27 protein-coding genes are annotated in these 26,536 nt (G+C 68.6%); 13 read left to right on the top strand and 14 right to left on the bottom strand.

Annotation, left to right across the window (positions count from 1 at the left end):
* Both ACTIEW_RS06675 and ACTIEW_RS06670 read left to right on the top strand, forming a co-directional pair.
* Positions 1-429, top strand: coding sequence for a hypothetical protein (locus ACTIEW_RS06675; protein ID WP_439477125.1), 429 nt, complete (start codon positions 1-3; stop codon positions 427-429).
* Positions 426-944, top strand: a complete 519-nt coding sequence (locus ACTIEW_RS06670) for a periplasmic heavy metal sensor (RefSeq protein WP_439477124.1) — start codon at positions 426-428, stop codon at positions 942-944. Before ACTIEW_RS06675 ends, ACTIEW_RS06670 begins: the two co-directional genes overlap by 4 nt.
* A gap of 2 nt (positions 945-946) precedes the next feature.
* On the opposite strand, the gene ACTIEW_RS06665 is transcribed toward ACTIEW_RS06670, so the two are convergent.
* The 3 genes from ACTIEW_RS06665 to ACTIEW_RS06655 all read right to left on the bottom strand — a co-directional run bounded on the left by ACTIEW_RS06665 (position 947) and on the right by ACTIEW_RS06655 (position 4,008).
* The gene (locus ACTIEW_RS06665; protein ID WP_439477123.1) at positions 947-2,824 is read right to left on the bottom strand and encodes an ATP-binding protein; all 1,878 of its coding nucleotides are present in this window, start codon (positions 2,822-2,824) and stop codon (positions 947-949) included.
* 106 nt (positions 2,825-2,930) lie between these two features.
* Positions 2,931-3,506, bottom strand: coding sequence for a hypothetical protein (locus ACTIEW_RS06660; protein WP_439477122.1), 576 nt, complete (start codon positions 3,504-3,506; stop codon positions 2,931-2,933).
* 91 nt (positions 3,507-3,597) lie between these two features.
* Positions 3,598-4,008, bottom strand: coding sequence for a CBS domain-containing protein (locus ACTIEW_RS06655; RefSeq protein ID WP_439477121.1), 411 nt, complete (start codon positions 4,006-4,008; stop codon positions 3,598-3,600).
* Positions 4,009-4,159: 151 nt separating this feature from the next.
* Here ACTIEW_RS06655 and ACTIEW_RS06650 point away from each other — a divergent pair, with 151 nt between their 5' ends.
* Both ACTIEW_RS06650 and amaB read left to right on the top strand, forming a co-directional pair.
* Positions 4,160-4,564 (top strand): hypothetical protein, encoded by a 405-nt coding sequence (locus ACTIEW_RS06650; protein ID WP_439477120.1) that lies wholly within the window; start codon positions 4,160-4,162, stop codon positions 4,562-4,564.
* A 101-nt stretch (positions 4,565-4,665) separates the two neighbouring features.
* Entirely contained in the window at positions 4,666-6,189 is a 1,524-nt protein-coding gene (gene amaB / locus ACTIEW_RS06645; RefSeq protein WP_439477119.1) for an L-piperidine-6-carboxylate dehydrogenase, read from the top strand.
* 155 nt (positions 6,190-6,344) lie between these two features.
* On the opposite strand, the gene ACTIEW_RS06640 is transcribed toward amaB, so the two are convergent.
* Positions 6,345-7,535 carry a winged helix-turn-helix domain-containing protein gene (locus ACTIEW_RS06640; protein ID WP_439477118.1) on the bottom strand — a complete coding sequence of 397 codons (1,191 nt, stop codon included), beginning with the start codon at positions 7,533-7,535 and terminating at the stop codon, positions 6,345-6,347.
* Positions 7,536-7,849: 314 nt separating this feature from the next.
* Positions 7,850-9,730, bottom strand: coding sequence for a vWA domain-containing protein (locus ACTIEW_RS06635; RefSeq protein ID WP_439477117.1), 1,881 nt, complete (start codon positions 9,728-9,730; stop codon positions 7,850-7,852).
* A 159-nt stretch (positions 9,731-9,889) separates the two neighbouring features.
* Between ACTIEW_RS06635 and ACTIEW_RS06630 the strand changes: the two genes are divergently transcribed.
* Positions 9,890-11,743 (top strand): monovalent cation:proton antiporter-2 (CPA2) family protein, encoded by a 1,854-nt coding sequence (locus tag ACTIEW_RS06630; protein WP_439477116.1) that lies wholly within the window; start codon positions 9,890-9,892, stop codon positions 11,741-11,743.
* A 41-nt stretch (positions 11,744-11,784) separates the two neighbouring features.
* Here ACTIEW_RS06630 and ACTIEW_RS06625 read toward each other — a convergent pair whose 3' ends face one another.
* Complete coding sequence (locus tag ACTIEW_RS06625) at positions 11,785-12,360, bottom strand: DUF4142 domain-containing protein (RefSeq protein WP_439477115.1); 576 nt, start codon at positions 12,358-12,360, stop codon at positions 11,785-11,787.
* Between the two features lie 109 nt (positions 12,361-12,469).
* Here ACTIEW_RS06625 and dusA point away from each other — a divergent pair, with 109 nt between their 5' ends.
* Both dusA and ACTIEW_RS06615 read left to right on the top strand, forming a co-directional pair.
* Positions 12,470-13,483, top strand: coding sequence for a tRNA dihydrouridine(20/20a) synthase DusA (gene dusA, locus ACTIEW_RS06620; RefSeq protein ID WP_439477114.1), 1,014 nt, complete (start codon positions 12,470-12,472; stop codon positions 13,481-13,483).
* Between the two features lie 110 nt (positions 13,484-13,593).
* Positions 13,594-13,905: a hypothetical protein gene (locus ACTIEW_RS06615; protein WP_439477113.1), complete on the top strand. Its 312-nt coding sequence runs from the start codon at positions 13,594-13,596 to the stop codon at positions 13,903-13,905.
* Here ACTIEW_RS06615 and ACTIEW_RS06610 read toward each other — a convergent pair.
* The 6 genes from ACTIEW_RS06610 to ACTIEW_RS06585 all read right to left on the bottom strand — a co-directional run bounded on the left by ACTIEW_RS06610 (position 13,902) and on the right by ACTIEW_RS06585 (position 17,366).
* Complete coding sequence (locus ACTIEW_RS06610; RefSeq protein WP_439477112.1) at positions 13,902-14,528, bottom strand: DUF4126 domain-containing protein; 627 nt, start codon at positions 14,526-14,528, stop codon at positions 13,902-13,904. The two genes, ACTIEW_RS06615 and ACTIEW_RS06610, sit on opposite strands and share 4 nt — an antisense overlap.
* A gap of 158 nt (positions 14,529-14,686) precedes the next feature.
* Positions 14,687-14,974: a GNAT family N-acetyltransferase gene (locus ACTIEW_RS06605; protein ID WP_439477111.1), complete on the bottom strand. Its 288-nt coding sequence runs from the start codon at positions 14,972-14,974 to the stop codon at positions 14,687-14,689.
* A gap of 109 nt (positions 14,975-15,083) precedes the next feature.
* Positions 15,084-15,503, bottom strand: a complete 420-nt coding sequence (locus ACTIEW_RS06600; RefSeq protein WP_439477110.1) for a hypothetical protein — start codon at positions 15,501-15,503, stop codon at positions 15,084-15,086.
* A gap of 11 nt (positions 15,504-15,514) precedes the next feature.
* On the bottom strand, positions 15,515-16,129 hold the full coding sequence (locus ACTIEW_RS06595) for a hypothetical protein (RefSeq protein WP_439477109.1): 615 nt from the start codon (positions 16,127-16,129) through the stop codon (positions 15,515-15,517).
* A 70-nt stretch (positions 16,130-16,199) separates the two neighbouring features.
* Complete coding sequence (gene folB, locus ACTIEW_RS06590; RefSeq protein WP_439477108.1) at positions 16,200-16,592, bottom strand: dihydroneopterin aldolase; 393 nt, start codon at positions 16,590-16,592, stop codon at positions 16,200-16,202.
* Positions 16,593-16,595: 3 nt separating this feature from the next.
* Positions 16,596-17,366: an SDR family oxidoreductase gene (locus ACTIEW_RS06585; RefSeq protein WP_439477107.1), complete on the bottom strand. Its 771-nt coding sequence runs from the start codon at positions 17,364-17,366 to the stop codon at positions 16,596-16,598.
* Between the two features lie 152 nt (positions 17,367-17,518).
* Here ACTIEW_RS06585 and ACTIEW_RS06580 point away from each other — a divergent pair, with 152 nt between their 5' ends.
* The 3 genes from ACTIEW_RS06580 to uvrC are packed head-to-tail and all read left to right on the top strand — an operon-like array spanning position 17,519 to position 20,375.
* On the top strand, positions 17,519-17,992 hold the full coding sequence (locus ACTIEW_RS06580) for an NUDIX domain-containing protein (RefSeq protein ID WP_439477106.1): 474 nt from the start codon (positions 17,519-17,521) through the stop codon (positions 17,990-17,992).
* Positions 17,993-18,001: 9 nt separating this feature from the next.
* Complete coding sequence (locus ACTIEW_RS06575) at positions 18,002-18,448, top strand: DMT family transporter (RefSeq protein WP_439477105.1); 447 nt, start codon at positions 18,002-18,004, stop codon at positions 18,446-18,448.
* Between the two features lie 16 nt (positions 18,449-18,464).
* On the top strand, positions 18,465-20,375 hold the full coding sequence (uvrC, locus tag ACTIEW_RS06570) for an excinuclease ABC subunit UvrC (RefSeq protein ID WP_439477104.1): 1,911 nt from the start codon (positions 18,465-18,467) through the stop codon (positions 20,373-20,375).
* A gap of 19 nt (positions 20,376-20,394) precedes the next feature.
* Here the strand turns inward: uvrC and ACTIEW_RS06565 are convergent, their stop codons facing one another.
* Positions 20,395-20,796, bottom strand: a complete 402-nt coding sequence (locus ACTIEW_RS06565; RefSeq protein ID WP_439477103.1) for a response regulator — start codon at positions 20,794-20,796, stop codon at positions 20,395-20,397.
* 64 nt (positions 20,797-20,860) lie between these two features.
* Positions 20,861-24,259: an EAL domain-containing protein gene (locus ACTIEW_RS06560; RefSeq protein WP_439477102.1), complete on the bottom strand. Its 3,399-nt coding sequence runs from the start codon at positions 24,257-24,259 to the stop codon at positions 20,861-20,863.
* A gap of 115 nt (positions 24,260-24,374) precedes the next feature.
* On the opposite strand from ACTIEW_RS06560, the gene ACTIEW_RS06555 reads away from it, so the two are divergent.
* From ACTIEW_RS06555 to ACTIEW_RS06545, 3 genes are read left to right on the top strand one after another with little or no spacing between them, the layout of a single operon-like run.
* On the top strand, positions 24,375-24,827 hold the full coding sequence (locus tag ACTIEW_RS06555; protein ID WP_439477101.1) for a response regulator: 453 nt from the start codon (positions 24,375-24,377) through the stop codon (positions 24,825-24,827).
* Positions 24,824-26,092, top strand: coding sequence for a TadE/TadG family type IV pilus assembly protein (locus tag ACTIEW_RS06550; protein WP_439477100.1), 1,269 nt, complete (start codon positions 24,824-24,826; stop codon positions 26,090-26,092). Before ACTIEW_RS06555 ends, ACTIEW_RS06550 begins: the two co-directional genes overlap by 4 nt.
* 12 nt (positions 26,093-26,104) lie before the next feature.
* Positions 26,105-26,503 carry a hypothetical protein gene (locus ACTIEW_RS06545; RefSeq protein ID WP_439477099.1) on the top strand — a complete coding sequence of 133 codons (399 nt, stop codon included), beginning with the start codon at positions 26,105-26,107 and terminating at the stop codon, positions 26,501-26,503.
* The last annotated feature ends 33 nt before the right edge of the window (positions 26,504-26,536 follow it).

Raw genomic sequence — 26,536 nt, 5'->3', positions numbered from 1 at the left:
ATGACGTCGCAAAGGTTCCTCGCCCTGGTCGCGGCCTATGGCGCCGACGCACGGCGTTGGCCCGAGGCTGAACGCGCGGCGGCACAGGCCTTCGCGGCGGCTGAACCGGCCGCCGCCGGCCCGGCCCTGATCGAGGCGGATGCCGCGGACGCCCTGCTGCACGCCTCCCGCGTGGCTCATCCGTCCATGGCCCTGCGCGACCGGGTCATCGCCTCGGCCGCCGATGCCGGGCTGAAAGCGCGTCGCGAGGGGCGCCGCTGGCTGGATCGGCTGGCGTTGACGCTCGGCGCCGGCTGGGCGGCCGCCGCCTGCGCCGGCATTGTCGCGGGCGTCATGATGACCACATATCTGACCGCCGACGCCCAGGCGGAGGCCGTCCTCTATCAGGCCTCCCTGCTCGGCGTGGACGATGCCGAGGTGCTCGGATGAGCCCCAAGGCCCTGAAGATCGCCCTCATCGGCTCGGTGGCGCTCAACCTGTTCGCCGTTGCGGCGGGGGCGACCCTGCTCGTCACCCGCGCCCAGGTCGAGGACCGGGTCGAGGCCCAGCACCGCCCGGCCCGGGCCGGCTCGCCGATGCGGCTGGTCGATCAGCTCGATCCTGCCGTGCGTGAGCGAGTGCGCGAGACCTTGCGCGCCTCCGCCCTCGCGGCCCGTCCCGATTTTGAGGAAGCCAGGCTGAAGCGGCGTCAGGCCGTCGAGATGGGGCGGTCCGCGACCTTCGACGCCGTCCGGGCCGAAGCGCTTCTGGAGGAATCCCGCAATGCGGAGCTTCGTGGCCGGGCGCGGCTGGAAGCCGACGCCGTGGCGCTGCTGGCGACGCTGGAGCCGGACGACCGGCGGGCGCTGTCTGAAATTCTGACCCGTCGGGGCCGCGCCGCCGGTCGGGATCATGGTGGGCGGCATGGGCGCCAGGACGCATCGAAGGCGACGCCTCCGGCGTGACTTCAGGCCGCGCGCGCCTGAACCTCGGTCGGTTGCGTCTTCGCCGGCTGCCCCGGCCGCCGGATCGGCAGGTCGAAGCCCACGGTCGTGCCCCGGCCCGGCTCGCTCTCGATGCTCAGCGTGCCCCCGTGCAGTTCGATCAGCGACTTGGTCAGGGCCAGACCCAGGCCGGTGCCCTGCGTGGTCTTGGAGTGCTGCCCCTCGACCTGTTCGAACGGCCGCGCCAGCCGGTTCAGGTCCTCGGCGGCGATGCCGATGCCGGTGTCGGTGACCGCCACCTTCAGCCGCTCGTCGTCCTCGCGTGAGATGGCCACGACGATATGCCCGCCTTCGGGCGTGAATTTCACCGCGTTCGATATCAGGTTCAGCACCACCTGTTTCAGGCCGCGATAGTCGGCGTCGATGTCGGGCAGATCCGGCGCATCGACCAGCAGGATCAGCCCCGCCTCCTCGATCTTGCCGCGCATCAGCCGGGCGGCGTCGTCGACCACCTCCTTCAGCGACACGGTCTCATAGTGCAGCGTCAGCTTGCCGGCCTCGATCTTGGCCATGTCGAGCACGTCGTTGATCAGGGACAGCAGGTGTTGGCCCGACTTGAGGATGTCGGCGGCGTATCCCTTGTATTTCGGATCGCCCAGCGGCCCGAACATCTCCCCCGCCATGATCTCGGAGAAGCCGTTGATGGCGTTCAGCGGCGTGCGCAACTCATGGCTCATATTGGCCAGGAATTCGGACTTGGCCTGGTTGGCCGCCTCCGCCCGCGTCATGGCCACCTCGTATTTCCGCGCCAGCAGCGACAGCTTCTCCTCGCGGTCCTCCAGCTCGGTGATGGTGACGTGCAGCCGTTCGGTGGCGCGCTGGCGCTCCGCTTCCTTGTGCTTGATGGCGGTGATGTCGGCCGCCGTGACCACCGAGCCGCCATCGGAGGTGAAGCGCTCCATCAGCTGCAGCCAGCGCCCGTCGTGCAGTTCGATCTCGCGCGCGCCGGCCCGCCCGCCCGTTGCCGGCTGGTCCGACTTGATGGCGAGGGCGGCGATCTGGTTCAGATCCTGTTTGAACACGCCCCGCCGCAACACGCCGGGCGCGAAGGCGAAGGCGTCCTGGAACGCCTGGTTCGACAGGATCAGCCGGCCCTGCTTGTCGAACAGCACGAAGGCGTCCGACACGCTTTCGATGCCGTCGCGCAGTCGGCTCTCGGCCGCCTGGGCCTGGGCCTTGGCCCGGCGCGCCTCGGTGGTGTCCAGAGCCACGCCCAGCACGCTGGTGAAGCCGTCGTCGCCCCGGTCGCCGCGCGCCTGGCCCCGGGCGTCGATCCAGCGCGCCCGTCCCTGGGCGTCCGGCACCGGAAAGCTGACGTCGAAGGCGCCGAAGGTCTGGGCCTGACGCAGCGCATGCAGCACCGTTTCATGATAGCGCGGATGGATCCGGGCCAGGATTTCCTCGGACGGAATGGGCCCGCTGCGGTCCAGTCCCAACAGCTCGGCCATATAGTCCGAGACCGTGATCTGATCCGTATCCGTGTCCCACTCCCAGACGCCGCAGCGCGCGGCCTCGACCGCGCCGCGGAAGCGCCGCTCGGACGCGGCCCATTCGCGGCTTATGCCCTGTTGACGCCTCTGCAGGTACAGAACCAGGCTCAGCGTAAACAGGCCGATGGCGATGGGAGGGCCCAAAACCCACAACTCGCTCCAGCCCACGCCGACAAGCAAGGTCGAGCCCGCCGTCAGCGGCCGATCGATGGTCCGCGCGACCAGCAGCACATGGGCAGTGATCGCCAGCGCGAGCGTCAGGGTGGCGATGCGGATCCACGGGGGAGGCCCCCGGTATCGGTCCGCCGTGCGCCGTCCCTCGCTGGTTATGCGGCGTTCTTCACCCCGCAAGGCGCTCTCCCCAAGGTTTCGACGTTGAAGGACGAATCTAGGCTGCGTCGCGGATTCCTGTCGAGGCCTGGTTGGAAATCATCAACCATTTGTCGCGCAGGCGAGCCTAGGCGGCCTGCGATTCACGCGGCCCCGCGGCGGCGGCCTGGGTTGGTGCAGCCAGCACGTCGGTGATCGACTTCAGTACGGTGCGGGCCTCGCGGGCCAGCATCTGCATTTCGGGCGGCGCGTCGTCCGGTGCCTCATCGACCGAGGCGGCCAGCCGCTCGGCCAGCGCCATCAGACTTGGGGCGGCGGCGATCAGCCGGGCCTGGAATTCGATCTGGTCCGGATCGCGGTCGTATTCCGCGCCGGGCACTCGCCAGCCGCCCCAGTCGGCCTGATCGGTCACGACGACCGGATAGGTGCCGGGGAAGGGGTGGTGCGGACAGTCGTCAGCGGTCTGCCATTTGTTGCGCGCCCGCATCAGCCGCCAGGTCTCGCCGGCGTTCACGGCCGGATCCTCTGTCGGCAGCAACAGCTCATGGCCGAGGAACTCGCGGCCCAGTCCGACGTCATAGGTGACGCGGACCGGCTCTTCGAACCCCTTGGCCCAGACGGGCTGGACCTTCTCGATCTGGGCCCATGCGCCGACGCATTCGACCCAGACCTTCTGTCCCTTCTGGAACTGCGCGCGCGCCATCGGCGTCTCCCGTATTCGACGGGAACCCTGTCACGGTCGGATGAACACCCGGTTTGGCGAGAGGGTGAAGCAGACCTTAACGCGCGCGCCGTCAGGTGCGCGAGATGTCTTCCAGCGCCTCGCCGGCGTATTTCTCCTTCACCCGCGTCGACAGGTCGCCCAGCGACACGACCCCGACCAGGCGATCATCCTTGTCCAGCACGGGCAGGCGGCGGATCTGCTTCGTTCCCATGGCGTCCAGAACGGTCTTCAGGTCGTCGTCGGCGCGTGCGGTCTGGGGTTCGCGCGAGATATATTCCACCACGGGCGAGGTGCAGGCGGCGCCGCCGGCCACGGCCCGCACGGCGATGTCGCGGTCGGTGATCGTGCCGATCAGGGTATCTCCGTCCGCCACCGGCATGAAGCCGAAATCGCCGGCGCTCATCCGCGCAGCCACGTTCTGCAGGGTGTCGCCGGGGCGGGCGACCTGCACGTCCTTGCTCATTACGTCGCGAACTTTCATCGGGAGTCTCCTTCTGCGGTTGCCGTCAGAACACCCGCCCACCGCGCGAGGTTCCTGACTGCCAGACAACGAACCCCTCAGCCGGGGGTCAGGCCCGGTGTGGTCTTCTGCCTCCATCGACCGGGATGGTCCCGGCAAGAAAGGAACTGCAATGAAGACCGCCACGATCAGGAAAGCCCTGCTCCCCGTGTTGGCGGCGTCCGCGGTCATGGTTTCGACCCCGGCGTTGGCCCAGAATTTCGGGGTGACCCTCAGCTTCGGCTCGCCGGGCTATAGTCAGCCCTATGGTTATGGCCACGGCTATGACCGCGGCTACAGCCCGCGCAACCTTCAGTACCGGGCCCATGTGCTGTCGCAGCACATCGACCGCCTGGGCTGGGATCGCTCGGTCAGCCGCTACGAGGCCCGCAGCCTGGCTGCCCAGATGAACCAGTACCGGCATCTGGAGTATCGCTACGCTCGCAACGGCCTGACCCCGCGCCAGTACCGCGCGCTGGACGCCCGGTTGGACCGGATCCAGTATCAGCTTCAGCGGATCCAGCACGTCCGCTGGTGATCCGAGGCCGATGAGCCAGGGAGGGCCGCCCCGATGACGGGGCGGCCCTTTCGCTTTGGCCCCGGCCCCGCTAAGCCGCGCGGGCCAGCCGGAGTCCGCCGATGAACAACCCGACAACCGCCGCCGCCGCCGAAAGCCGTGAGATCCTGACCCGCCTCGGCGTTCCGGCGTCCATCTGGAGTTCGGACGGGTTTGAAGCCCGCTCGCCGATTGACGGCTCGGTCGCCGGTCGCGTGGCCGAGACAGCCGACCTCGACGCCATCGCCGTCCGCGCCACCGCCGCATTCCACCAGTGGAAACGCATGCCCGCCCCGCGCCGCGGCGAACTGGTCCGCCTGCTCGGTGAGGAGTTACGCGCCTCGAAGGACGACCTCGCCCGGCTGGTTACGCTGGAAGCCGGCAAGATCGTCTCCGAGGGCTTGGGCGAGGTTCAGGAGATGATCGACATCTGCGACTTCGCCGTCGGCCTGTCGCGACAGATCTACGGCCTGACCATCGCTTCCGAACGGCCGGGCCACCACATGCGCGAGACGTGGCAGCCGCTCGGCCCGGTGCTGGTCATTTCGGCCTTCAACTTCCCGGTCGCCGTCTGGGCCTGGAACGCTTGTCTCGCCCTCGTCTGCGGCGATCCGGTGATCTGGAAGCCGTCGGAAAAGACCCCCCTGACCGCCCTCGCCACCCACGCCGTTCTGGACCGCGCTATCGCCCGGTTCGGGGATGCGCCTGCGGGTCTGTCCCAGCTCGTGATCGGCGGGCGCGAGGCCGGCGAGACCCTGGCCGCCGATCCACGCATTCCGCTGGTCTCCGCCACCGGCTCCACCCGCATGGGCCGCGCCGTGGCCCAGACCGTCGCCGCCCGCCTCGGCCGCAGCCTGTTGGAGCTCGGCGGCAACAACGCCATGATCGTGACGCCCAGCGCCGACCTCGACATGGCCGTCCGCGCCATCGCCTTCTCCGCCGTCGGGACCTGCGGCCAGCGCTGCACCACCCTGCGCCGCCTGCTGGTGCATGAGAGCATCGCCGACGGTCTGATCGCGCGCCTCAAGGCCGCCTATGAGACCCTGCCCGTCGGCGACCCGCGCGCGGACCGCATCCTGATCGGCCCGCTGATCGACGATGCGGCGGCGCACGGCTTCGAAACGGCGCTCGCCCAGGCCGTCGAACAGGGCGGCCGGATCGTCATCGGCGGCGACCGGGTAGCCTCTCCGAACGACACCGAAGGCGTCTACGTTCGCCCCGCCATCGTCCGCATGCCGGCCCAGAGCGCGGTGGTGCAGCACGAGACCTTCGCCCCCATCCTCTACGTCCTGACCTGGTCCGACTTCGATGAAGCCGTGGCGATGCAGAACGCCGTGCCGCAGGGGCTGAGCTCCTGCGTCTTCACCGACAGCGTCCGCGAGGCCGAGGCCTTCCTCTCGGCCTGGGGCTCGGATTGCGGCATCGCCAATGTCAACATCGGCCCGAGCGGCGCCGAGATCGGCGGGGCCTTCGGCGGAGAAAAGGACACCGGCGGTGGCCGCGAATCCGGCTCGGACGCCTGGAAGGCCTATATGCGCCGCCAGACCCAGACGGTGAATTTCAGCCGCGACCTGCCGCTGGCCCAGGGGGTGAAGTTCGACGTGTAGCGGCATCCTCAAGCTATCGTCATCCCGGCGAAGGCCGGGACCCAGCGGCGCCGAAGGCGATCTGTTCAGGCAGGGCGACCGCGACAGCTTCGCGCTCTCGCGCGCCACTGGGTTCCGGGTCTCCGCTGCGCTGCGCCCGGAATGACGAAAGCGGGTTAGAGCGCCTCTTCCAACGCCTCTGCCAGATCGCCCTTGCCGACGACCTCGACGTTCTCCAGCCCCAGCCACCCGGCCATCCGCCGCAGCTCCGGGGCCAGCCGCGCGGGCGTTTCCGCCGTTGCGTCCGGCTCGCGCCACGCCGCCTGGACCAGCAGCCGCCCGGCCTTGCGGTCCGACTTCAGATCGACCCGCGCCGTGATCGCCTCATCCTCCAGAAGCGGCAACACATAGTAGCCGTGGGCCCGCTTGTGGGCCGGGGTGTAGATCTCCAGCCGCACCTTGACCCCGAACAGCCGCTCGGTCCGGTCGCGGGTCCAGATCAGATTGTCGAACGGCGACAGCAGGGCCGCGCCCGCCATCTTGCGCGGCGACCGTGCCCCGGCGCTCAGATACGCCGGTTGCCGCCAGCCCTTGACCACAACGGGCGCCAACTCTCCCGCCTCGACCAGTTCCGCTACCCGCTCGCGCGCATCGGCCAGCGGCAGGCGGAAATAGTCTCTCAGGTCCGCCGCCGTCGCCACCCCCATGGCCCGCGCGCCGATCCGGACCAACTCGCGCTGGGCGTCGGCGTCGGTCGGCGTCGGCAGGTCGACGATCCGGGCGGGCAGGGCGCGTTCGGTCAGGTCATAGACGCGCTCGAAACCGTTGCGCGTCTTGGTGGTGATCAACCCGGCCCAGAACAGCCACTCCAGCGCCCGCTTGCCGTCCGACCATGACCACCAACCGGGCGCGCCGCGAGGCCCCGTGGCGAAGTCGCCGCCGGTGACCGGCCCGCGCCGTTCGATCTCGGCCAGCACGCCATCGATATAGTCCCGCTTCTCGCGCCCGAATCGCGACAGTCCGGTCCACATCGCCCCGCCCCGCGCCCGCTCCATCCGCCAGCGCAACAGAGGCTGCATCTCCAGCGGCAGCAGCGACGCCTCATGGCCCCAGTATTCAAACAGCCCCCGCCGCGCGCCCCAGGCCTCGGTCTCCAGCGCCTCGCGCGGATAGTCGCCCAGCCGCGAGAAGCCGGGCAGATAGTGGGTCCGCGTCACCACATTGACGCTGTCGATCTGGATCACGCCCAGCCGCCGGGCGACGTCGCGGACATGGCTGCGGCCGGGCGCAGCGGGCTGCGCACGGCCGAACCCCTGGGCGGCCAGGGCGATGCGGCGGGCGATCCTGGGGGAGAGGGTTTCGGTCACGGGAGCACCATGCCGCGATCCCTCTCCCTTTGGGAGATGTCGGGCGCCACCAGGTCCGAAATACGCTCGACAACGGCCGGCGCCTTGTCATCCCGGACGTCGCGAAGCGGCGATCCGGGACGCTCAAGTGCCGGGATTTGATCCTCCCGGAAGCTGCGTCAGCAGCTATCCGGGAGACGGGTCAGGACACAGCGCGGCGCCCACCCGTCTCCCGGACAATCGCGCTGCGATTTCCGGGAGGCCAGACTGATGGCCAGTCCCCGTCCCGGCTCTTCGCTTCGCTTCGGCCGGGATGACAAGGACCGCGCCAGACCCTACGGCGCCGCTCGCGCCGGCAATCCCCGCGCCGCCCGGACCAGCTGCACGAACTCGGCGCGCTCCCCGTACGGATCCTCGCCGCGAGCCCCCTGCGCCTGCTCCAGAACGGCGTCCCAGTCGAACCCGTCGCCCAGCCACGGATCGCCGCGCAGGCGCTGGCCGAAGGCGGCCACCGCGATGGCCCAGCGCGTGCTCTCCGGCGGCCGGGCGCTGACCCGGGCGCCGCCCGCATTGGACAGGACCCGCTGCATCAGCTGCGAGTCGCGCTCGCCGGGCAGCTTGTAGCGGACCTGCACGAAGCCGACCTCGCCGTCCGGATCACCCCCGCCGACGCCGAGGCTGTTGCGGTTCTCGGGATAGCGCCGCTCGCCCATCTGGCTGGGACCGCCCACCGGGGTGATCTCGTACAGGGCTGTGACCGCGGCGCCCGACCCGACCTCGCCGGCGTCGACGCGGTCGTTGTTGAAGTCGGCCTCGTTCAACAGCCGGGTCTCGTAGCCGATCAGGCGATATTCGCTGACCCGCGCCGGGTTGAACTCGACCTGGATCTTGACGTCGTCGGCGATGGGGAAGGCCCCGCGATCAAAGGCTGGACCGAACAGCCGCCGCGCCTCATCGAGGTCGTCGACATAGGCCGCCGTGCCGTTGCCGGCCTGGGCGATCATCTGCATCCGCGCGTCCTGATAGTTGCCGCGCCCGAAGCCGTAGACCGACAGATAGACGCCGGTTTCCCGCTTGGCGGCGACATAGTCCTCCAGCCGCAGATTGTCGGTGACGCCGACGTTGAAGTCGCCGTCGGTGAACATCAGGATGCGGTTGACCCGCTCGCGGGCGAAGCTGGCCTCGGCCTGCTGATAGGCGTTGGTCATGCCCGTTGCCCCGACCGTGCCGCCCGAGGCGTACAGACTGGCCACGGCGCAGCGCAGCTTCAGCTTCTGGTCGCCGGACGTCGGCGCCAGACGCGTACCTGCGCCCTCGGCGTAGAAGGTCACCGCCGCCGTGTCCTGCGGACGCAGCCGGTCGATGATCAGGTTCATCGCCTTCTGCGCCAGGGCCAGCTTGTCCGGACTGTTCATCGAGCCGGACACATCGACCAGGAAGGTCAGGTTCAGCGGGCGTCGCTCGCTCTCGGGCAGCTCATAGCCCTGCAGCGCGACATGGACGATCTGCCGCCCCGGCGCCCACGGAGACTCGGTCACCGCCGTGGTGATGGCGAACGGCTGGGTCGCCGACGTCGGCCGCTCATAACCATAGTCGAAATAGTTGATCAACTCCTCGACCCTCACCGCATCGGCGGGCGGGGCGCGGCCCTCGTCGATGAAGCGCCGGACGTTGGCGTAGCTGGCTGTGTCGACGTCGATCGAGAAGGTCGAGACGGGCTCGTCCGTCACACGGCGCACCGGATTGGGCGTGGCGTCGGGATAGCGTTCGGTGTCGACGGGGCGGGGCGGGGCGATGATTCCGGGCGGCGGCGCGCTGGAAGCCATGACGCCGCCGGTCACCACTGGCGACGCGGTTACCACCGACCCGCGGGGAACCCGGCTCCCGGTGACGACGACGTCGTTCACCTCCGTGGCGGCGGCGACCGGTGGAGGAGGCGGTGGTGGCGCGGTCGGGGGTGGAGGCGGCGGCGGCGGCGGGCCCCCCACATAGGCCGGCGCGCCGCCGCTGCGTGCGGCGTAGTTCACCGGGACCCGCTCTTCCGGCAGGGTGAAGCCGAACACCCGGCAGGCTGCGGGCGAAACCACGCCGTCCGACGGCTTGTCGGGGTCTATCGGCCGGCCGTCCTGGGCCATGACGGGCAGGGGCCCCATCGGGGCGGCGAGGGCAAGGCTGACCAAGCCTACCAGGCCTCGTTTCAACGGACGTTTCGACATCGCGCATCTCCCCTTGGTTGTGTGGACACCATGAGGCCGCCCCGCCTCGGGCGAAACTGTGGCGCTCGGTTCTGACGAAGCCTGACGGTCGATGACGGCTCCGGGGTGGCGCATCGGCGTCTCACCCACCAATATCCGGCGACACCGCAGGGGATGCAGATGCACGAGACGACCAGTATGGGGCTGGGCCACGCGGTGGCGTTGCTGGCTGCCATGGTCGTCGCCGCCACCCTGTTCCGCCGCTTCGGCCTCGGCGCCGTGCTCGGCTATCTCGCCGCCGGCCTGCTGATCGGGCCGTCCGCGCTCGGCGTGGTGGATGATCCCGAGTCCGTGCTGCACGTGGCCGAGTTCGGCGTCGTCATGTTCCTGTTCATCATCGGTCTGGAAATGCGGCCCGCCCGCCTGTGGAGCCTGCGCAAGGAGATCTTCGGCCTCGGCGCGGTGCAGGTGCTGGCCTGCGCCCTGTTGCTGACCGGGATCGCTCTGCTGGCCGGACTAGCCTGGTATGCGGCCCTGATCGCCGGCTTCGGCTTCGCCCTGTCGTCCACCGCCATTGTCATGCAGCTGCTGCAGGAGCGGAACGAGAATACCGGGCCGGGCGGCCAGCGCGTGGTCTCCATCCTGCTGTTCGAGGATCTCGCCATCGTGCCGCTGCTGGCGATGGTGGCGGTGCTGGCCGGCGCCTACGGCTCCTCCATCGAGACCGGCTATCCGATCTGGATGACGATCGGCTTGGCCATCGCCGCCGTAGCGCTCGTCTATGTTGCGGGCCGCTGGATCGTGAACCCCTTCTTCCGCCTGCTGGCCCGGTACGGCGGCCGGGAGGTGATGACGATGGGCGCCCTGTTCGTGGTTCTGGGCGCGGCGTACGCCATGAACCTGGGCGGGCTGTCGATGGCCATGGGCGCCTTCCTCGCCGGGGTGCTGCTGTCGGAATCGACCTTCCGGCACCAGCTGGAAGCCGACGTCGAGCCCTTCCGCGGCCTGCTGCTGGGTCTGTTCTTCCTCAGCGTCGGCATGTCGCTGGACCTGCGCGTCGTGGTCGCCGACTGGGCGTGGGTGCTGGGCGGACTGGCCGCCTTCATGACTGCCAAGATGGTGGCGGTCTACGCCGTTGCCCGGATCCGGCAGAAGCATGGCGAGGGCCTGCTGCGCGCGGCCCTGATGGGCGAGGGCGGCGAGTTCGCCTTCGTTCTCTACGCCACCGCCTTCGCCGCCGGCCTGTTCGACGCCCGCACGGCCGCCATCCTCTCGGCCGTGGTCATCCTGTCCATGGCCCTGACCCCCCTGCGGGTCAGGCTGGCCGACCGGCTGCGCCCGAACGAGGACTTGTCGCCCGATGACGCCGACGGCGTGGACCGAGCCGACAACCTGCGAGAACGGGTGCTGATCATCGGCTTCGGCCGCTTCGCCCAGGTCGTGTCCCAACCCCTTCTGGCCCGCGACGTCGACGTCTCCATCATCGACACCGACGTCGAGATGATCCAGGCCGCCGGCAATTTCGGGTTCAAGGTCTTCTATGGCGACGGTTCGCGCCTCGATGTGCTGCGCGCCTCGGGGGCGGAGAACGCCGAGACCATCCTCGTCTGTGTCGACAAGCCCGAGGTCGCCGACCGGATCGTCGAACTGGTCAAGGCGGAGTTCCCTCTGACCAAGCTGTTCGTCCGCGCCTTCGACCGCGGCCATTCCCTGCGTCTGGTCGAGGCCGGGGTCGAATACCAGCTGCGCGAAACCTTCGAGAGCGCCCTGGTCTTCGGCCATCAGGTGCTGATCGACCTCGGCTTCTCGGACGAGGAGGCGCGCGAAACCATTGAGGACGTCCGCCGTCGTGACGAGGAGCGATTCACCCTGCAACTGTCCGGAGGGCTCCAGGCCGGGCGGTCCCTGATGCGCGGCAACATCGCCACGCCCCAGCCCGCGCCCTATGTCAAACCTCGTCGCGAGGGTCAGGCCCTCAACGAAGAAGCGGCCGAGGTGCTGGAGGACGAGGCGCACGAAAAAGCCGACGCCTGACGGCGCCGGCTTCCTCTGTTCCAACCCGGAAGGTCGGAAGACTACATCCCGGACTTGATCTGCTCGGCCATGCGCAGGTGGCCTTCGATCTTGGGAACGACGGTGCGGGCGTGGGCTGCCAGACCCGGCGCGGCGCTGTTGTCCGAGAAGCCGCGATGCAAGGTCAGGGCCTCGCCGTGCGCGGCGATCTGCTGATCCACAAACACCCGGTCGAAATCGGCCGCCGAGGCGGAGTTCAGATTGTCGATCATTCCTTGCCGGCGTTCATCCAGCGCGGTTGGCAGGGCGACGGCGGAAGCATCCGCCGCGGCCGGGGCCTTGAACAGGTTCGAAGCAGCCGTGTGATCGGTGCGCAGCATGGTCGCCAGTTCCTTGACGCTGGCGTTCGTCGAGCGGCGCAGGGCGATCTCCGCCGACTGGATTTCGTACATGTCGCCCATGGCGGCGTTGGGCACATAGCCCTCGATGGTGTTGGCGCCGAGCGTGGCGGCCGATGCCTGGCCGACCGGGACGGCGGCCATATCCTGGGCCTTGTCGACAGCGGGCGAAGCGCCACGGTCGTTGCAGGCGGTCAGCAGGGCGAGGCACGCGGCCCCGGCGAGAAGCGGTCTGATCATGGTGATTCTCCGTTAGGCTCGGAGAACCATCCGGATGACCGCCGGTTCCATCATTGGCGCGCGGCCCGGGTTTCGGGGTTATTGGGTTTCGGTGTAGAAGCCCCGCGCCATGAACCGCCGCCTCTCGATCGCACCCATGATGGACTGGACCGACCGGCACTGCCGGGCGTTCCACCGCGCCCTGACGGCCGAGGCCCTGCTCTATACGGAGATGGTCACCGCCCCGGCCGTGGTCCACGGCGACCAGCAGCGGCTGCTGGGCTTCGACGCCGTCGAACATCCGGTCGCCCTGCAGCTGGGCGGCTCCGACCCGGTCCAGCTGGCCGAGGCCGCGCGGATTGGTCAGACCTTCGGCTATGACGAGATCAATCTGAACGTCGGCTGCCCCTCCGACCGGGTCCAGTCCGGCCGTTTCGGCGCCTGTCTGATGCGCGAGCCTTCGCTGGTCGCCGACTGTATGGCCGCCATCAAGGCGACGGTCTCCATCCCCGCCACCGTCAAATGCCGCATCGGCGTGGACGATCAGGATCCGCAGGTCTCCCTGTTCGCGACCGTGGACGCCTGCGCCGCCGTCGGCATCGAGGTCTTCATCATCCACGCCCGCATGGCATGGCTGAAAGGTTTGTCGCCCAAGGAGAACCGCGACGTGCCGCCACTCGATTACGGGCTGGTGCGCCGGCTGAAGCGCGAGCGGCCTCATCTGTCGGTCTCGATCAACGGCGGCATCGCCTCGCTGGATGAGGCGGAAGCGCATCTCGATGGCAGCGACGGCGTACAGCTGGACGGCGTCATGCTGGGCCGCGCCGCCTATCATGAGCCGGCCATCCTCGGTCAGGCCGACCGCCGCCTGTTCGGCGCCGCGACGCCCGACGTCGACGCCTTCGCCGCCATCGACCGCTACCGCCCCTATCTGGCCGCGCGGCTGGAGGAGGGCGTCCATCTGCCGGCCATGACCCGGCACATGCTGGGCCTGATGCACGGCCGGCCCGGCGCCCGCGCCTTCCGCCGCATCCTGACGGTCGAGTCCATCCCGCCCGGCGCCGGTCTCGAGGTCGTCGATCGCGCTGTGGACGCCGTGCGCGAAGCCGAAGCACGGCTGGAGTTGCGCGGCGAGGCGGCCTGATCGGCCCCCTGTGATTCAGAGGCCACACCGCCGCGACAACCCACAGCCGCCTCGCCCGAGCAGGGAACGTCCCGGCTCCGCTTCGCATTGGTTGGCGAGGAGTCGTTTCCATGCCCAAGACCCCGCCCACCAAGCCCGATCTGCGCCTCGTCTCCGCCGAGGCCGAAATCTACGACCTGATGCGCACCCCCGTGACCACCGCGGATCGGGTCAAACGGCTCCAGATGGAGGCCCGCGCCCTCGCTGTCGAACAGGTCGACGCGCTGGAGAAGCTGCTTATGCAGGCCTCGGCCATGGCCCAGGAAATCGCCGACGGCGGCGACGCCTATCCGGTCGGCGCGCGCGAACTGGCCGGTCGTCTGGCCGCCGACCTTCCCGCCAAGGCCCAGACGCTAAAGGCCATCGTCAGCCGGACCCTCTAGGCCGTTCGCGGCTCGTTCCGGTCGCGGATGCGTCGCGCCAGCCGGAAGACCCCGACCGCCAGTACGATCAGCACTATCGGGATGAGGATCGGGGCCAGGAAGGCGACAACTACGGTCAGGAAGGCCAGCATGTCCTCGACCAGCGACACCAACGGATTGCCCAGGCCGCCGGTGGTCGCCGTCGATCCGACCCTCACCCCCGTTTGCGCCGCATTGAAGGCCAGGGCCGCCGGCGCGCCGACGATCAGGCCCGCGATCGCCGCCGTCGATGGATCGACGTTCCAGAATACGCTGCCCGCCGCTACCGCCCCCGCAATCGGCCGGGTGAAATAGCCGATGGCGTTCAGCCCGTGATCGATGGCCGGCACCTTGTCGCCGAGGAATTCCGCCGTGGTCGCCGTCGCCAGCGCGGCGATGGCGGGCCATGAGACCAGCCAGTCCATCTGGTCGATCAGGCGCACGCCGAACATCTCGAACTTCGCCGACAGCGCCAGCATCAGCAGTGGCAGGAAGGTGCGCAGCCCGGTCGCGGAGGCGAGACCCAGCCCCAGCAGCGCCGGCAGCACCCAGGTCTGCATCGGCCCGGCGGCCGCGCTGATGGCTGACAGGTCGAGATCGGGCATGGGTCGGCTCCGCGTCGTTCCTCACACAATGCGCGGGAAGGCCTGTGCGCTCCATCGGCTTTTCCGCTCAGGTCGCCCCCGGGTCCGACCGTCGGTCGGCCCGAGGACAGGCTCCGGGTCGAGAAGGCGGAGCCTTCTGACCGCGGCCAACAAAAATGTCAGGCCTTGATGTCGTCGAATTCCGGATGCCGTTTCAGCCAGGCGACGGCGTAGCCGCATCGCGGCGCCAGCTTCAGTCCCTCGGCCCGCGCGTGCTCGCCCAGCGCCTGCATGAACCGTCCCGCCGCGCCCGTGCCGCGCAGGACCGGATCGGCCTCGACGTGCAGGATCAGCCGGGTCGTCCCCTGCACCGCATAGTCGGCGAAGACGGTGCGCAGCTGTCCTTCGGGATCGGCGAACCCCTGTTCGAACCGCTGGTCGGCGCGGACGTCGCGAAAATCGGTCATGGGCTGCCTCGGCGGTGTCAGGAAGCGGACATCCAGCCAACACGGCAATTAACGAACGTGTTCCCCGAAAACCGGCGAAAGCTGGCTTCCGTCAGGAACCATGGCTGCCTCAGGGAGCCTTGTCGCCCAGCAGGTTGAACAGGCCGATCAGGCTCTTGATCGTGAACCAGACGGTCATGAACAGCAGCGCCAGCAGTAGAATTATGGCCAGCGGGACAAGCGCCACGCCCATCGCGGGAACTGTGAAGACCCCGACAACACAGGCCCAGAATCCGAACCACAGCAGGATGGTCCACCAGAACACCGACCAGAACAGGCCGATCTGGGCGTCGATATGAGCTCGCGACAGGCCGTCCGATCCACCGCGCCCGGCATAGGCGACAATGAGGCCCACGATGACCAGCAGGTTCGCGCTGGGCAGGGACAGGATGTACAGGCCCCAGGCGATCAGCGCCGCCGGCCGGCCTTCGGACTCATGGCCGGTGGCGAAGCGCGGCTCCCTGGGCGCGTCGGGCAATGTCGCGGCCATGCGTCTCTCCGTCAGATCCACCAGCCGCGTGGATCGGCGATCGCGCGGCCGGACTTCAGGGTCCAAACGCCCGAAGCGCCGCGAAGCACCATCCAGATGGCGAGGGCGAACAGGATCGGCACACCCAGCGCGAATGGCGCGGCCAGCAGGATCACTCCCGCCACCGCCGCCACCGCCGCCGCCCACAGGGTCCGGCGCTGATAGATGAAGTGCGAAGCCGACAGGTCGTCCTCCGGCCCCGCCCGTCCGGTGACGGCGAACAGGCCGATCGCCGCAGATACGCCGACCGTCGGCACAGCGAACAGGATCAGGGCGTAGACGGCGTACAGACCCAGGCCGCCGCCCGGGATCGCGGCGACCTCCACGCGCCGGCGTCGGCGCGTGGAGAACTGGCGCGATGGCGCAAAGATCGAACCGGCCTCGATCGGAGCCGGCTCCGGGAGGGGTTCGTCCTCGAACGGCTCTTCCTCCGGTTCGGGCTCCGGCTCGGGTTCCGGTTCCGGCTCCAGACGAAGCCGGCCTTCCAGCGACGCCGGAGAGGCGAAGCCGATCACGTCGTCGTCGTGGTCGTCCACAGGGTCTTCCACAGGGTCGTCCGCGTGGGGGGGATCGCCGGGTTCGGCCATCGGATATCCTTCAGTCCGGTCCAAGTAATGACCGCGCCTCGCTTTCGGCGCAACCGCGCAGGGCCGCTTGTCAGCGCACCAGCACCACCTCGCAGCCGGCGGCGGCGGCGCCGTCCAGCGCGCCCGGCTTTTCGATCCGCACCGTGCAGCGCCGCACCCGGCCGTCATTCAGGCAGGCTGTGGCCAGCCGTTCGGCGAAGGTCTCGACCAGTCCGACATGGCCCTCGGCTATGATCGCCCGGGCCGCCGCGGCGACGCTCTCATAGTTGATGGTGTCCGCCAGCCGCTCGACCGGCGCGGGCGTCAGCTCCAGCGTTACATCGATGACCAGGGTCTGCAGACGCCCCTGTTCGTGGTCATGCACGCCGATGCCGGCCTCGACCCTCAGGCCGCGCACGAACACGATCAGGCCCTCGCGATGGGGGCCGTCAGCGGCAGGGAAGGGCAGGGGCGAAACGGTCAAGGCCTACTCCACGATGTCCGGGGTTTGCCAGGCCAGGTGCTGGCCCCCGTCGACGGCGATCATCTGGCCGGTCACCTGCCGCGCGTCCACCAGCCAGCGCACAGCCTCGGCGACAGCCTCAGGGCTGCCGGCGCGTTGCAGCGGCGTGGCCCGCGCCTCGGCCTCGAACTCACCCGCCGCCTGATGCACCGAGGGCAGGGTCGGTCCGGGGCCGACGCCATTGACGCGAATGCGCGGCGCGAGGGCCTGGGCCATGGTCCGGGTCGCGACCCACAGGGCCGACTTGGACAGGCCGTAGGAGAAGAAGCGCGGATCGGGCTTCAGCACCCGCTGGTCCAGAATATTGACGATGGCCGAGCCGTCCGGGGCCTGGGCCGCGAACACCTGGGCCAGCAGCACCGGCGCGCGCAGATTGACGTCCAGATGCGCGGACCAGCTCTCGCCGGTGATGCTCTCCAGCCGGTCGTCGGCGAACACGGAGGCGTTGTTGACCAGCACCGACAGCGGGCCGAGGGCCTCGACGGCGCGGCCGATCAGGGCGTGGGTCGCGACCACGTCGGCGAGGTCGGCCGAAAGACAGACGGCGCGCCGGCCCATGGCCTCGATCTCGCCCGCGACCTCTGCGGCCTCCGCGTCCGAGTCACGGTGGTGGATCGCCACGTCGAATCCGGCGGCGGCCAGTTCAAGACAGATCGCCCGGCCGATGCGCTTCGCCCCGCCCGTGACGAGGGCGGCGCCGCGCCGTTCACCGTTGCGGGCCGGAGCCTCAGTCAACCCGGCCGAACTCGATGAAGTTGATCGCGGCGAAGACGGCGACGAAGCCGAGGATGATGTAGAGGGCCAGCATGGAAACGCTCCTTTAGCGCGCCCGCAATAAAGCGCCCCGTCCTGCTGTTCAAGAACGCACGACGGCTTATCGTCGTCCCATGACGACGTGGCGCACCCGCATCGAACCCTTCACCCGTCCGCTGTTCTTCGCCTGGTCGCGGATCAGCCGCGGCATGACCCTGGGGGTGCGCGGCGTGACGGTGGACGGCGACGGCCGGGTTCTGCTGGTGAAACATACCTATCTGCGCGGCTGGTGGCTGCCCGGCGGCGGCGTCGAGCGGGGCCAGACCTGCGAGGACGCCCTGATCCGCGAGATGCGCGAGGAGGCCGGCGTCATCGTCCAGGGCCGCCCGACCCTGATCAGCGTCCACGCCAATGAGCGCTTCTTCCGCGGCGATCACGTGCTCGTCTATCGCATCGACCGCTTCGCCCTGACCGACCGCACCAGCCACGGCGAGATTGCGGAGGTCGGCTGGTTCGACCCGGCCGAACTGCCGGAGGACGCGCACCGCGCAACGCGAGACCGACTGGCGGAAATCTTCGGCGGTGCGGACCCCGCGACAAGCTGGTAGCCAGAACCCATGAACCCCAACCTCATCGCCATGATCGCTGTCGTCTTCGGCGGCGCCGCCACCGCCCTGCAGGCGCCGACCAATGCGAAGATGATGACCGCCGTCGGCTCGCCGGTGAACGCGGCCTTCGTCTCCTTCGCGGTCGGGACGGCGGCGCTGGGCATTCTCGCCGTCATCCTCCAGACCCGGCCCGACATGGCCGCCTCGCGCGCCCTGCCCTGGTACGCCTGGGTCGGGGGCCTGTACGGCGCGATCTTCGTGGTGGCGGCGGCCTGGGGCGTGCCGCGGCTGGGGGTGGCCACGACCATCATCCTGATGGTGGCCGGCCAGCTGCTGCTCAGCGTCGTGCTCGACCATTTCGGGGCCATGGGCATGCCGAAACAGCCGATCAGCTGGGGCCGCGTCGCCGGCGTCGGCCTGGTGGTGGCCGGCGTCCTTATGGTTCGCCGCTTCTAGGCCTATATCGGTCCCGATGACCGAGGCCCCGATTCCCCAAACCGCGCATGAGGCCGGCGCCCTTCAGGCCGCCGACCTGATCCGGGACGAGGCCCGGCGCGCGCCGGACAAGCCGGGCGTCTATCGCATGTATGGCGAGGACGGGACCTGCCTCTATGTCGGCAAGGCGCGCTCCATAAAGAAGCGCATCCTCCAGTATGCGCAGGGCCGCTTCCACACCCAGCGCATCGGCCTGATGGTGTCGCTGACCCGCTCGATGGAGCTGGTCATCACCGCCTCCGAGACCGAGGCCCTGCTGCTCGAATCCAGCTTCATCAAACAGCTGAAGCCGCGCTTCAACGTTGTGCTCCGCGACGACAAGTCGTTCGCCGAACTGATGATCCGCAAGGACCATCGCGCCCCCCAGGTCCGCAAGCATCGCGGGGCCCACACCACGCCGGGCGACTATTTCGGCCCCTTCGCCTCGACCTGGGCGGTGAACCGGACGCTGAACACCCTGCAGAAGGCCTTCCTGCTGCGCTCCTGTTCGGACAGCGTCTACGAGACCCGCACCCGGCCCTGCATGCTGCACCAGATCAAGCGCTGCTCGGCGCCCTGCACCGGCCTGATCTCGCTCGAGGACTACGCCGGTCTGGTCGACGAGGCCTCGGCCTTTCTGAAGGGCAAGTCGCGCGCCGTCATCGCCCGCCTGTCCGGCGAGATGAGCGCCGCCGCCGAGGCCATGGACTATGAACAGGCCGCCCGCGTCCGCGACCGCATCCGCGCCCTGTCGGCGATCTCGATGGAGAATTCTGTCAGCGCCGACAGCGTCGCCGAGGCCGACGTCTTCGCCCTGTACTCCGAGGGTGGTCAGGCCTGCGTCCAGGTCTTCTTCTACCGCGGCGGCCAGAACTGGGGCGGCCGCGCCTATTTCCCGCGCGTCGACAAGACCGACACCGATCCCGAGATTCTCGCCGCCTTCCTCGGCCAGTTCTACGAGGACAAGCCGATCCCGCGCCTGATCCTGTCCAACGTCCGGCCGCATGAGCTGGAGCTGCTGGAAGAGGCCTTCTCGATGAAGGCCCAATCTTCTCGGGAAAGAGGGGGCAAGGTCGAGATCGCCAATCCCCGGCGCGGCGACAAGCTCGGCCTCGTCGACCATGCCCTGACCAACGCGCGCGAGGCGCTGGGCCGCAAGATGGCCGAGGGCTCGGCCCAGAGCAAAATCCTCGACGAAGTCTGCGAGGCCTTCGGTCTGGATGCCCGCCCCGAGCGGATCGAGATCTACGACAACGCCCACATCCAGGGCACAAACGCCGTCGGCGGCATGGTCGTGGCCGGGCCCGAGGGTTTCCAGAAGTCGCAGTACCGCAAGTTCAACATCCGCGGCGAGGACCTCACCCCCGGCGACGACTACGGCATGATGCGCGAGGTCATGCGCCGCCGCTTCGGTCGTCTGGTCAAGGACGAGGATGCGGGCGAGGAAGTGGTCCGCCCCGATCTGCTGCTGATCGACGGCGGCGCCGGCCAGCTGGCCGAGGTGCTGGCCGTTCTGGCCGATCTGGGTCTGGACGACATCGTCGCCGTCGGCGTGGCCAAGGGTCCCGACCGGGATGCGGGCATGGAGCGGTTCTTCATGCCGGGCCGCCCGCCCTTCATGCTGCCGCTGAAATCGCCGGCCCTCTACTACATCCAGCGCCTGCGCGACGAGGCGCACCGCTTCGCCAACGGCGCCCACCGCACCCGCCGGTCGATGGACATCAAGAAGAACCCCCTCGACGAGATCGAGGGCGTCGGCCCGGGCCGCAAGAAGGCCCTGCTGCACGCCTTCGGCTCCGCCAAGGGCGTCGGCCGCGCCTCGGTGGCCGATCTGGTCAAGGTCGAGGGGATCAACCAGCCCATGGCCGAACGCATCCACGCCTTCTTCCATCCGGAGACCCGGCGCTAGGTCCGGGCCCGGCCCGCGGTCAGCGCATCTCCATCGCAGAGGTGGCCTGGCTCGTTTGAGTCAGAAGCCGGGCGACCGCTTGAGAAAAGGATGGTAGCCGCAAGGGCTTCTGCAGGCATTCGTCGGCGCCGAACAACATGGCGGTGCGGAGCAGGGGCCCAGGCTCCATGCGGCCGCCCGACGAGATGGCGAGAATCCGGATGCCGGGATTGAAGCGGCGGAGCTCAACGATGGTTTCCAGACCGTCCTTGTTCGGCATGAGCATATCAAGGACCACGAGATCAACCGCCATTGAGGCGACGATCTTCAGCGCTTCATCGCCGTCTGCCGCTTCGACGATGGCGTAGTCCTCACCGCGGAGAAGCTCGCCGGCGATCAGCCCGACAGTGGGGTCGTCGTCTACGATCAGGATGATGGCCATTACAAAACTCCAAATGAACTGTAGGCGGCGTCATGATTAGGAATTGATAAGCAAACTGACGAATTCACGCGGCTGCCTGCGCTTTTCCCGCCGGCAGATCGGCGAAGGCCCCCGGGCGGGCGTAGACATAGCCTTGGATGTAATGGACCCCGGCGGTGCGCAGGAACCGGGCCTGGTCTTCGGTCTCCACACCCTCGCAGACGATCTTCATTCCAAGCGCCCGGCCAACGCCGATGACGGCATGGATGATCGCGGCCGAGGCGGTGTCATCGGTGCAGCGGGTGACAAAGCTTCGATCAATCTTGAGCGTCGAGAAGCGCAACCTGCGAAGCGCATGCAGACTGGTGTAGCCCGATCCGAAGTCATCGAGCGCAACGTCGACCCCAAGGTCCGTGAGACGCGCCAGCGTAGGTTGGGCCAACTCGATGTCGAGGATAGCCGTCTCCGTCACCTCGATTTCCAGTCGCTCCAGAGGAAAGGCTGCAAGGCGGGCTGCCTTGGCGACCCGGTCAGCGAAGTCGGGCCGTTGGAACTCAGTCGCGGAAGCGTTGACGGAAATGCAGACATCCTCGCGGCTTGCGCCGTCCCGCATTGCCCGCGCCAGTACGAAATCGGTCAGGCTGGCGATGACGCCGGCGGCTTCCAGCTCGGGCACAAATTCATCGGGCCTTCGGGCCCCACGGGTGGGACAGTTCCAGCGAACTAGAGCTTCAGCCTTGTTCGCAAACGATCCGCTCCGCTCCATCATCGGTTGATAGACCAGGGCCAGATGTCCTGCCTCGACGGCCCTGGCGAGGTCTGCTGCGGCGTTGTCGGACGGAGTGACCGCCATCAGCGGAGCGGCGTTCGGGGTGATGGCCGCCGCAAGGGTCCGGTCCAGCAGCGATGACAGGCCTGCAAGGTCGATCCCCGAGGCGTCGCCGGCCCGGGCGGCGCTTTCGGCTCCTGAGGTCGCGCGGGCCACCGCCGCGGCGCCAAGGCTCAAGCTCATGGACTTCAAGGCGTGCGCGGCGCGCGCGGCGGCGTCCAGATCTCCGGCTGAAACGGCGTTCCTGAGGTCCTGCAGGCGCGCGGGCGCATTGGCGGCATAGAGGGCTTCAACCCTCGCGACGAAATCGGGTCGACCGTTGCGGGCCATTGACGCGAGCTCGTCCCTGATCACCGGATCGAACAGGTCGTCGTCCGCGCGGTCTCCCGGAGCCGGGACAGACGGGACCGGAGCGGACGCTTCCCGGGCGAATTGGCCGCAATGACTGTTCAGGGCCCGGGCGAGATCGCTCACGGTGAACGGCTTGTGGATGACCCCGTCCATGCCGGAGTCCCGCCAGGCGTTCGCGGCCGAGCCCACGACGTGGGCGGTAAGGGCGAGGATCGGCGTGCGCCCCCGGTCCCCCGCAGCTTCCTCGGAGCGGATAACGGCGGTCGCCTCGAAACCGTCCATCACGGGCATGGACCCGTCCATGAGCACGAGATCGAATGTTTCGACGCGAAGCCGTTCCACCGCTTCTGCGCCATCTCCCGCCAGGGACGGCGTGACGCCGAGCCGTTGCAGGGCTTCGGACGCCACCTCCCTGTTGACCTCGGAATCGTCGACCACCAGCACCCGCGCGCCGGTGAAGACCATGGAGGGGATGGCTCCGGCGACGTTCTCGTGGATCGCCAGCGGTTCACCGGCCCGAATCTGGGCGGCCAAGGCCATGACGTCACAGCGGCGGACAGGCTTGGACAGGAGGCAGGATCCCGGCGCGACCTCCATCTCGGTGGAACTCACCACCACGGTGGGTCCGCCCCTGCACGGGACGGAGGGTCCACAGAACAGGGCGGCCAGTCCGTCCGGCTGGTCGGTCACGCCCAGGCCGAACAGGTCCAGATAGCGCGCCAGCGCCCGGCCGGTCATCGGGCCGACGGCCTCGATGGCGACCGTGAGGCCCTCGACTCGCGCGTGCGGCCCCACGGCCTCGCCGGCGGCGGGGAGGCTTGCCTCGAAGGCGAAGGTCGATCCCTGGCCGACGATGCTGGAGAGCTTCCATTCGCCGCCCATGGCCTTCACCAGCCGGTCGCAGATGGTCAGGCCCAGACCGGTGCCGCCGTGTTTCCGGGTCGTGCTCTGATCTTCCTGCGAGAAGGCCTCGAACAGCCGCGGAAGCTTGTCTTCGGGAATGCCGGGGCCGGTGTCCGTGACGCCGAATACGTACAGGTCCGGCGCGTCGGGACTGGGCTCGATGCTGAGCAGCACGCCCCCCGTCTCCGTGAACTTGATCGCGTTGTTGGCCAGATTGCTGATCACCTGACGCAGACGGGTCGGGTCGGCGGTGACCGGAGGAATGCGCGGATCGACGAAGACCGCGAGATCGAGGCCCTTCTCCAGCGCGCGCTCGGCGAACAGGCTGGCCACGTCCTCGGCCACTTCGGCGAGGTCGACCTCGACGGCTTCCAGCTCCAGCTTGCCCGCCTCGACCTTGGAGAAGTCGAGGATGTCGTTGATGATCCCCAGCAGCGACTTGCCCGACTTGGCGATGACGTGGGCATAACGGCGCTGACGGGGCGGCAGGTCCGAGCCTGAGAGCAGTTCGCTGAGCGCCAGAATGCCGTTCATCGGCGTCCGGATCTCGTGGCTCATGACCGCGAGAAAGTCCGATTTGGCCGAGGTGGCGGCCTCCGCTGCGTCCTTGGCGATGGAGAGTTCGGCGGTTCGCGCGGACACCTGCTCCTCAAGCCCGGCGACGTGGGCCGCGATCCGCTCATCCCGGATGTTGATGCCGGTCATCATCGCCTGGAATCCGGACACCAGATCGCCGACCTCGCCGTCGGCGTTGATGTCGGGCAGTCGGGCATAGTCCCCGGACTCGCGGACGGCGTTGGTGAAGGCGGCGAGTTGGGTGATGGGCTGGCTGATGCGGCGGGCCATCCGGAACGCAATCAGGAGGCCGGCCAGCAGGGCGATTCCCGTGCCCGCCAGACTGATGAACACTGCGCCCAGAATGCGAGCCTTCAGGCCGGGGGTTTCACTGAGAAGCGTGATCTCTCCGACGCGGTCCCCTTCGCTCAGGATGGGCGCCGAAACCTGCAGCGTGCCGCTGTTCAGAACCGACCAAAGGGAGGCGTCGTCGTCGTCGGCGAGATGGGCGTCGGAGTTGAGGCGCACGCCCCCGCCGGTTTCCGCCAACAGGCGCCCGTCCGCGCCCGCTATCCGTGCATAGGTGACGCCCGGCATCTGGCTGATGGACCGGATCGCCACGAACACGCCGGTCGTATCCCCTCGCCGCACAGAATCCGCCGCCTGGGACCCGATCACCCGCGCCGTCTGGGTCAGGCGGTCTGTCTCAAGGGCTGACTGGCGACGGGCATCGATCCATCCGGAAAGCGTTGCAGTAACGATGCAGGTGGTCACCAGAGAGGCGAAGACCAGGCCCACCAGCTTTCGCCGGATGGATGAGCCGGAAAACAGTGTCGAACGAGCCAATGCTCTGCACCTCTTGTCGTGTTATGACAGTGATACAGTCGCTTAATGACTTATGCCTTAAAGATGCATCTATCGGGGACCGCGGCAGGCCGTTTTGGCCTCAAGGGGGAATCCAGTGAGCGGTTTTTTTTACGTCCTGGACGAGACCGCGCGGATTCTGTTCGTGGACGACGATCCGATTTTGCGCGAGTTCGCCCAGGTCAATCTGGCCTCGCCCAAGGCCGCGGTCGATGTGGCGGCGGACGGCGCCGAAGCTCTGCGCAGCCTGGCTCACTGCCATTACGACATCGTCCTGCTTGATCTCGAAATGCCGGTGTTGAACGGTTTCGATACACTCGCCCGAATTCGCGCCGATCCGCGCACCCGGGACCTGGCTGTCATTGTCCAGACGGGACGCGAGGATGTCGAAGCGATCGACAAGGCCTTCCGGCTCGGCGCGACCTCATTCGTCACCAAGCCGCTGAACTGGCGTTTGCTGACATACCAGATCCTCTACGTCCTGAGAGCATCGCGGGCCGAACGCAATCTGCATTCGGCTGTGGCGACCGGCGCGTGCCAGGCCGCATGAAAGCCGCCGACGGCATTCTTCGCGCCCTGGGCGCATGGTTGGCCCGGTTCCGCTCGGACGTCGGAGGCAACATCGCGCTTGTCACCGCCCTCGCCGGGCCCGCGGTAATTCTGCTCGGCGTGGGGGCGATCGACCTGCTGGCGGTGAGTTCCGCGCATGGAAGGCTCCAGAGCATCGCCGACGCCGGCGCGCTGGCGGGCGCCCCCCATCTCGCCCTGGCGACCGACGGGGCCGGCGCAAAGGAGCGGGCGGCGTCCTTCGTCGCCGGCGAAATCAGCCAGTGGGAGGGCGCACCCGCCTACACGGGGACGTATGAGGTCGTCGAACAGGGCGGCCAACGCGCCATTCGGGTCGTGCTGCGGGGCCACCGGCCGTCGTTCTTCGCGAATATGCTACCGCCGGGCGGCTGGAATTTCGTCGGCGACGCCACCGCCACCTCGGTCGGACTCGTCCCGCTCTGCGTCCTGATCACCGGGAATGACCGGGTCCGGATGCTGCACGTCAGGAATTTGAGCCGACTGGCCGCGCCCGCCTGCATGGTCCACTCCAACCACGACATCATGGTCGAGGGCGGGTCGATCACGGGGGCGGCGGTCCAGGCCGTCACCTCGGCCCGCGGGTCGATCTCTCCGTCTCCCGGCACGGGCGCGGCCCCGATCGACGATCCGTTCGCCAATCTCGACCTCGACCACGAACGGAGGCTGGACTGTCCGGTTGGCCGCGTGCTGGAGCCCCTCAGGCTGGCCGCGGGCAGCCGGCGCATTCCGGCCGGCGTGCATTGCGGCGGTCTGGACATTTCCGGATCAGCCACGGTCGTCCTCGAGCCCGGCGAGCACTGGTTCCTCGGCGGCCACCTGACCGTCAGGCAGAACGCCCGGCTGGAAGGCGACGACGTCGTCCTGTTCTTCGACACGGCGTCGAGATTCGCGTTCACGGAGAGCGCCCTCGTGAGGCTGTCGGGTCGCACCACCGGGGCCTACGCCGGCATCGTCATGGGGGCGACGCGTGACAACAGGCAGGACTTCGTCATTTCCAGCGACAATGTCGAGAGCCTGCTGGGCGTCGTCTACGTCCCCGCCGCCCGGATGATCGTCGAGGGTCGGGCCGATGTAGCGCGGGACAGCGCCTGGACCGTGATCGTGGCGCACGCCCTGCTGATGAGAGGCTCGCCGTCCCTCTACATCAACGCCGATTACAACGCGTCGAGAGTGCCGGTGCCGGCCGGCGTGGGCCCAAGGACCGGCGGCAGCCGGCTTGTCGAATGAGGGAGGTGGATCATGGCCATGGAAGCTGAACTGCTGGCGGACCGCGATGACACGCCGGCACCGAAAGAACGTCGGGCGCGGGCCGAACGGCGGGGTCGGGATCGCCGTCGGGACGGCAGCCGCATAAATCCGGACGCCCCGCGGCGGTCGTTGCTGAAACCCCTCGGCGCCTTCGGGGTGGCTTTCAGCGCGGCGACTTTCATTCTTACCCTGATCGCAGGGGAGGCGGCAGGGGCGCGGGCGACGATGGGCATCATCGCCTTCGAGGCCGCCATCCTCCTCACGTCCATCATCCTGCTCGCCATGGGCGCCATCGAATCGCGGCTGATCGAGATTCGCCTGGAGCTGATGATGTTGAACGGCGGCACGCGGGGGGCGGATCGCCGCGGCCCCGATCGCCGGGACGAGTAGGGCCGGGACTCCTGACCGCCACGCGACCATGGC

It is taken from the genome of Brevundimonas sp. (assembly GCF_051860745.1).
Lineage (GTDB): Bacteria > Pseudomonadota > Alphaproteobacteria > Caulobacterales > Caulobacteraceae > Brevundimonas.
This window is presented reverse-complemented; position numbering and strand designations above follow the sequence as displayed.

Bases quoted from the DNA above. Each gene is read 5' to 3' on its own strand.
- ACTIEW_RS06675 (WP_439477125.1), top strand. From the start codon at position 1: ATGACGTCGCAAAGGTTCCTCGCCCTGGTCGCGGCCTATGGCGCCGAC.
- ACTIEW_RS06670 (WP_439477124.1), top strand. From the start codon at position 426: ATGAGCCCCAAGGCCCTGAAGATCGCCCTCATCGGCTCGGTGGCGCTC.
- ACTIEW_RS06660 (WP_439477122.1), bottom strand. From the start codon at position 3,506: ATGGCGCGCGCGCAGTTCCAGAAGGGACAGAAGGTCTGGGTCGAATGC.
- ACTIEW_RS06655 (WP_439477121.1), bottom strand. From the start codon at position 4,008: ATGAAAGTTCGCGACGTAATGAGCAAGGACGTGCAGGTCGCCCGCCCC.
- ACTIEW_RS06650 (WP_439477120.1), top strand. From the start codon at position 4,160: ATGAAGACCGCCACGATCAGGAAAGCCCTGCTCCCCGTGTTGGCGGCG.
- amaB (WP_439477119.1), top strand. From the start codon at position 4,666: ATGAACAACCCGACAACCGCCGCCGCCGCCGAAAGCCGTGAGATCCTG.
- ACTIEW_RS06635 (WP_439477117.1), bottom strand. From the start codon at position 9,730: ATGTCGAAACGTCCGTTGAAACGAGGCCTGGTAGGCTTGGTCAGCCTT.
- ACTIEW_RS06630 (WP_439477116.1), top strand. From the start codon at position 9,890: ATGCACGAGACGACCAGTATGGGGCTGGGCCACGCGGTGGCGTTGCTG.
- ACTIEW_RS06625 (WP_439477115.1), bottom strand. From the start codon at position 12,360: ATGATCAGACCGCTTCTCGCCGGGGCCGCGTGCCTCGCCCTGCTGACC.
- dusA (WP_439477114.1), top strand. From the start codon at position 12,470: ATGAACCGCCGCCTCTCGATCGCACCCATGATGGACTGGACCGACCGG.
- ACTIEW_RS06615 (WP_439477113.1), top strand. From the start codon at position 13,594: ATGCCCAAGACCCCGCCCACCAAGCCCGATCTGCGCCTCGTCTCCGCC.
- ACTIEW_RS06610 (WP_439477112.1), bottom strand. From the start codon at position 14,528: ATGCCCGATCTCGACCTGTCAGCCATCAGCGCGGCCGCCGGGCCGATG.
- ACTIEW_RS06605 (WP_439477111.1), bottom strand. From the start codon at position 14,974: ATGACCGATTTTCGCGACGTCCGCGCCGACCAGCGGTTCGAACAGGGG.
- ACTIEW_RS06600 (WP_439477110.1), bottom strand. From the start codon at position 15,503: ATGGCCGCGACATTGCCCGACGCGCCCAGGGAGCCGCGCTTCGCCACC.
- ACTIEW_RS06595 (WP_439477109.1), bottom strand. From the start codon at position 16,129: ATGGCCGAACCCGGCGATCCCCCCCACGCGGACGACCCTGTGGAAGAC.
- ACTIEW_RS06580 (WP_439477106.1), top strand. From the start codon at position 17,519: ATGACGACGTGGCGCACCCGCATCGAACCCTTCACCCGTCCGCTGTTC.
- ACTIEW_RS06575 (WP_439477105.1), top strand. From the start codon at position 18,002: ATGAACCCCAACCTCATCGCCATGATCGCTGTCGTCTTCGGCGGCGCC.
- uvrC (WP_439477104.1), top strand. From the start codon at position 18,465: ATGACCGAGGCCCCGATTCCCCAAACCGCGCATGAGGCCGGCGCCCTT.
- ACTIEW_RS06565 (WP_439477103.1), bottom strand. From the start codon at position 20,796: ATGGCCATCATCCTGATCGTAGACGACGACCCCACTGTCGGGCTGATC.
- ACTIEW_RS06550 (WP_439477100.1), top strand. From the start codon at position 24,824: ATGAAAGCCGCCGACGGCATTCTTCGCGCCCTGGGCGCATGGTTGGCC.
- ACTIEW_RS06545 (WP_439477099.1), top strand. From the start codon at position 26,105: ATGGCCATGGAAGCTGAACTGCTGGCGGACCGCGATGACACGCCGGCA.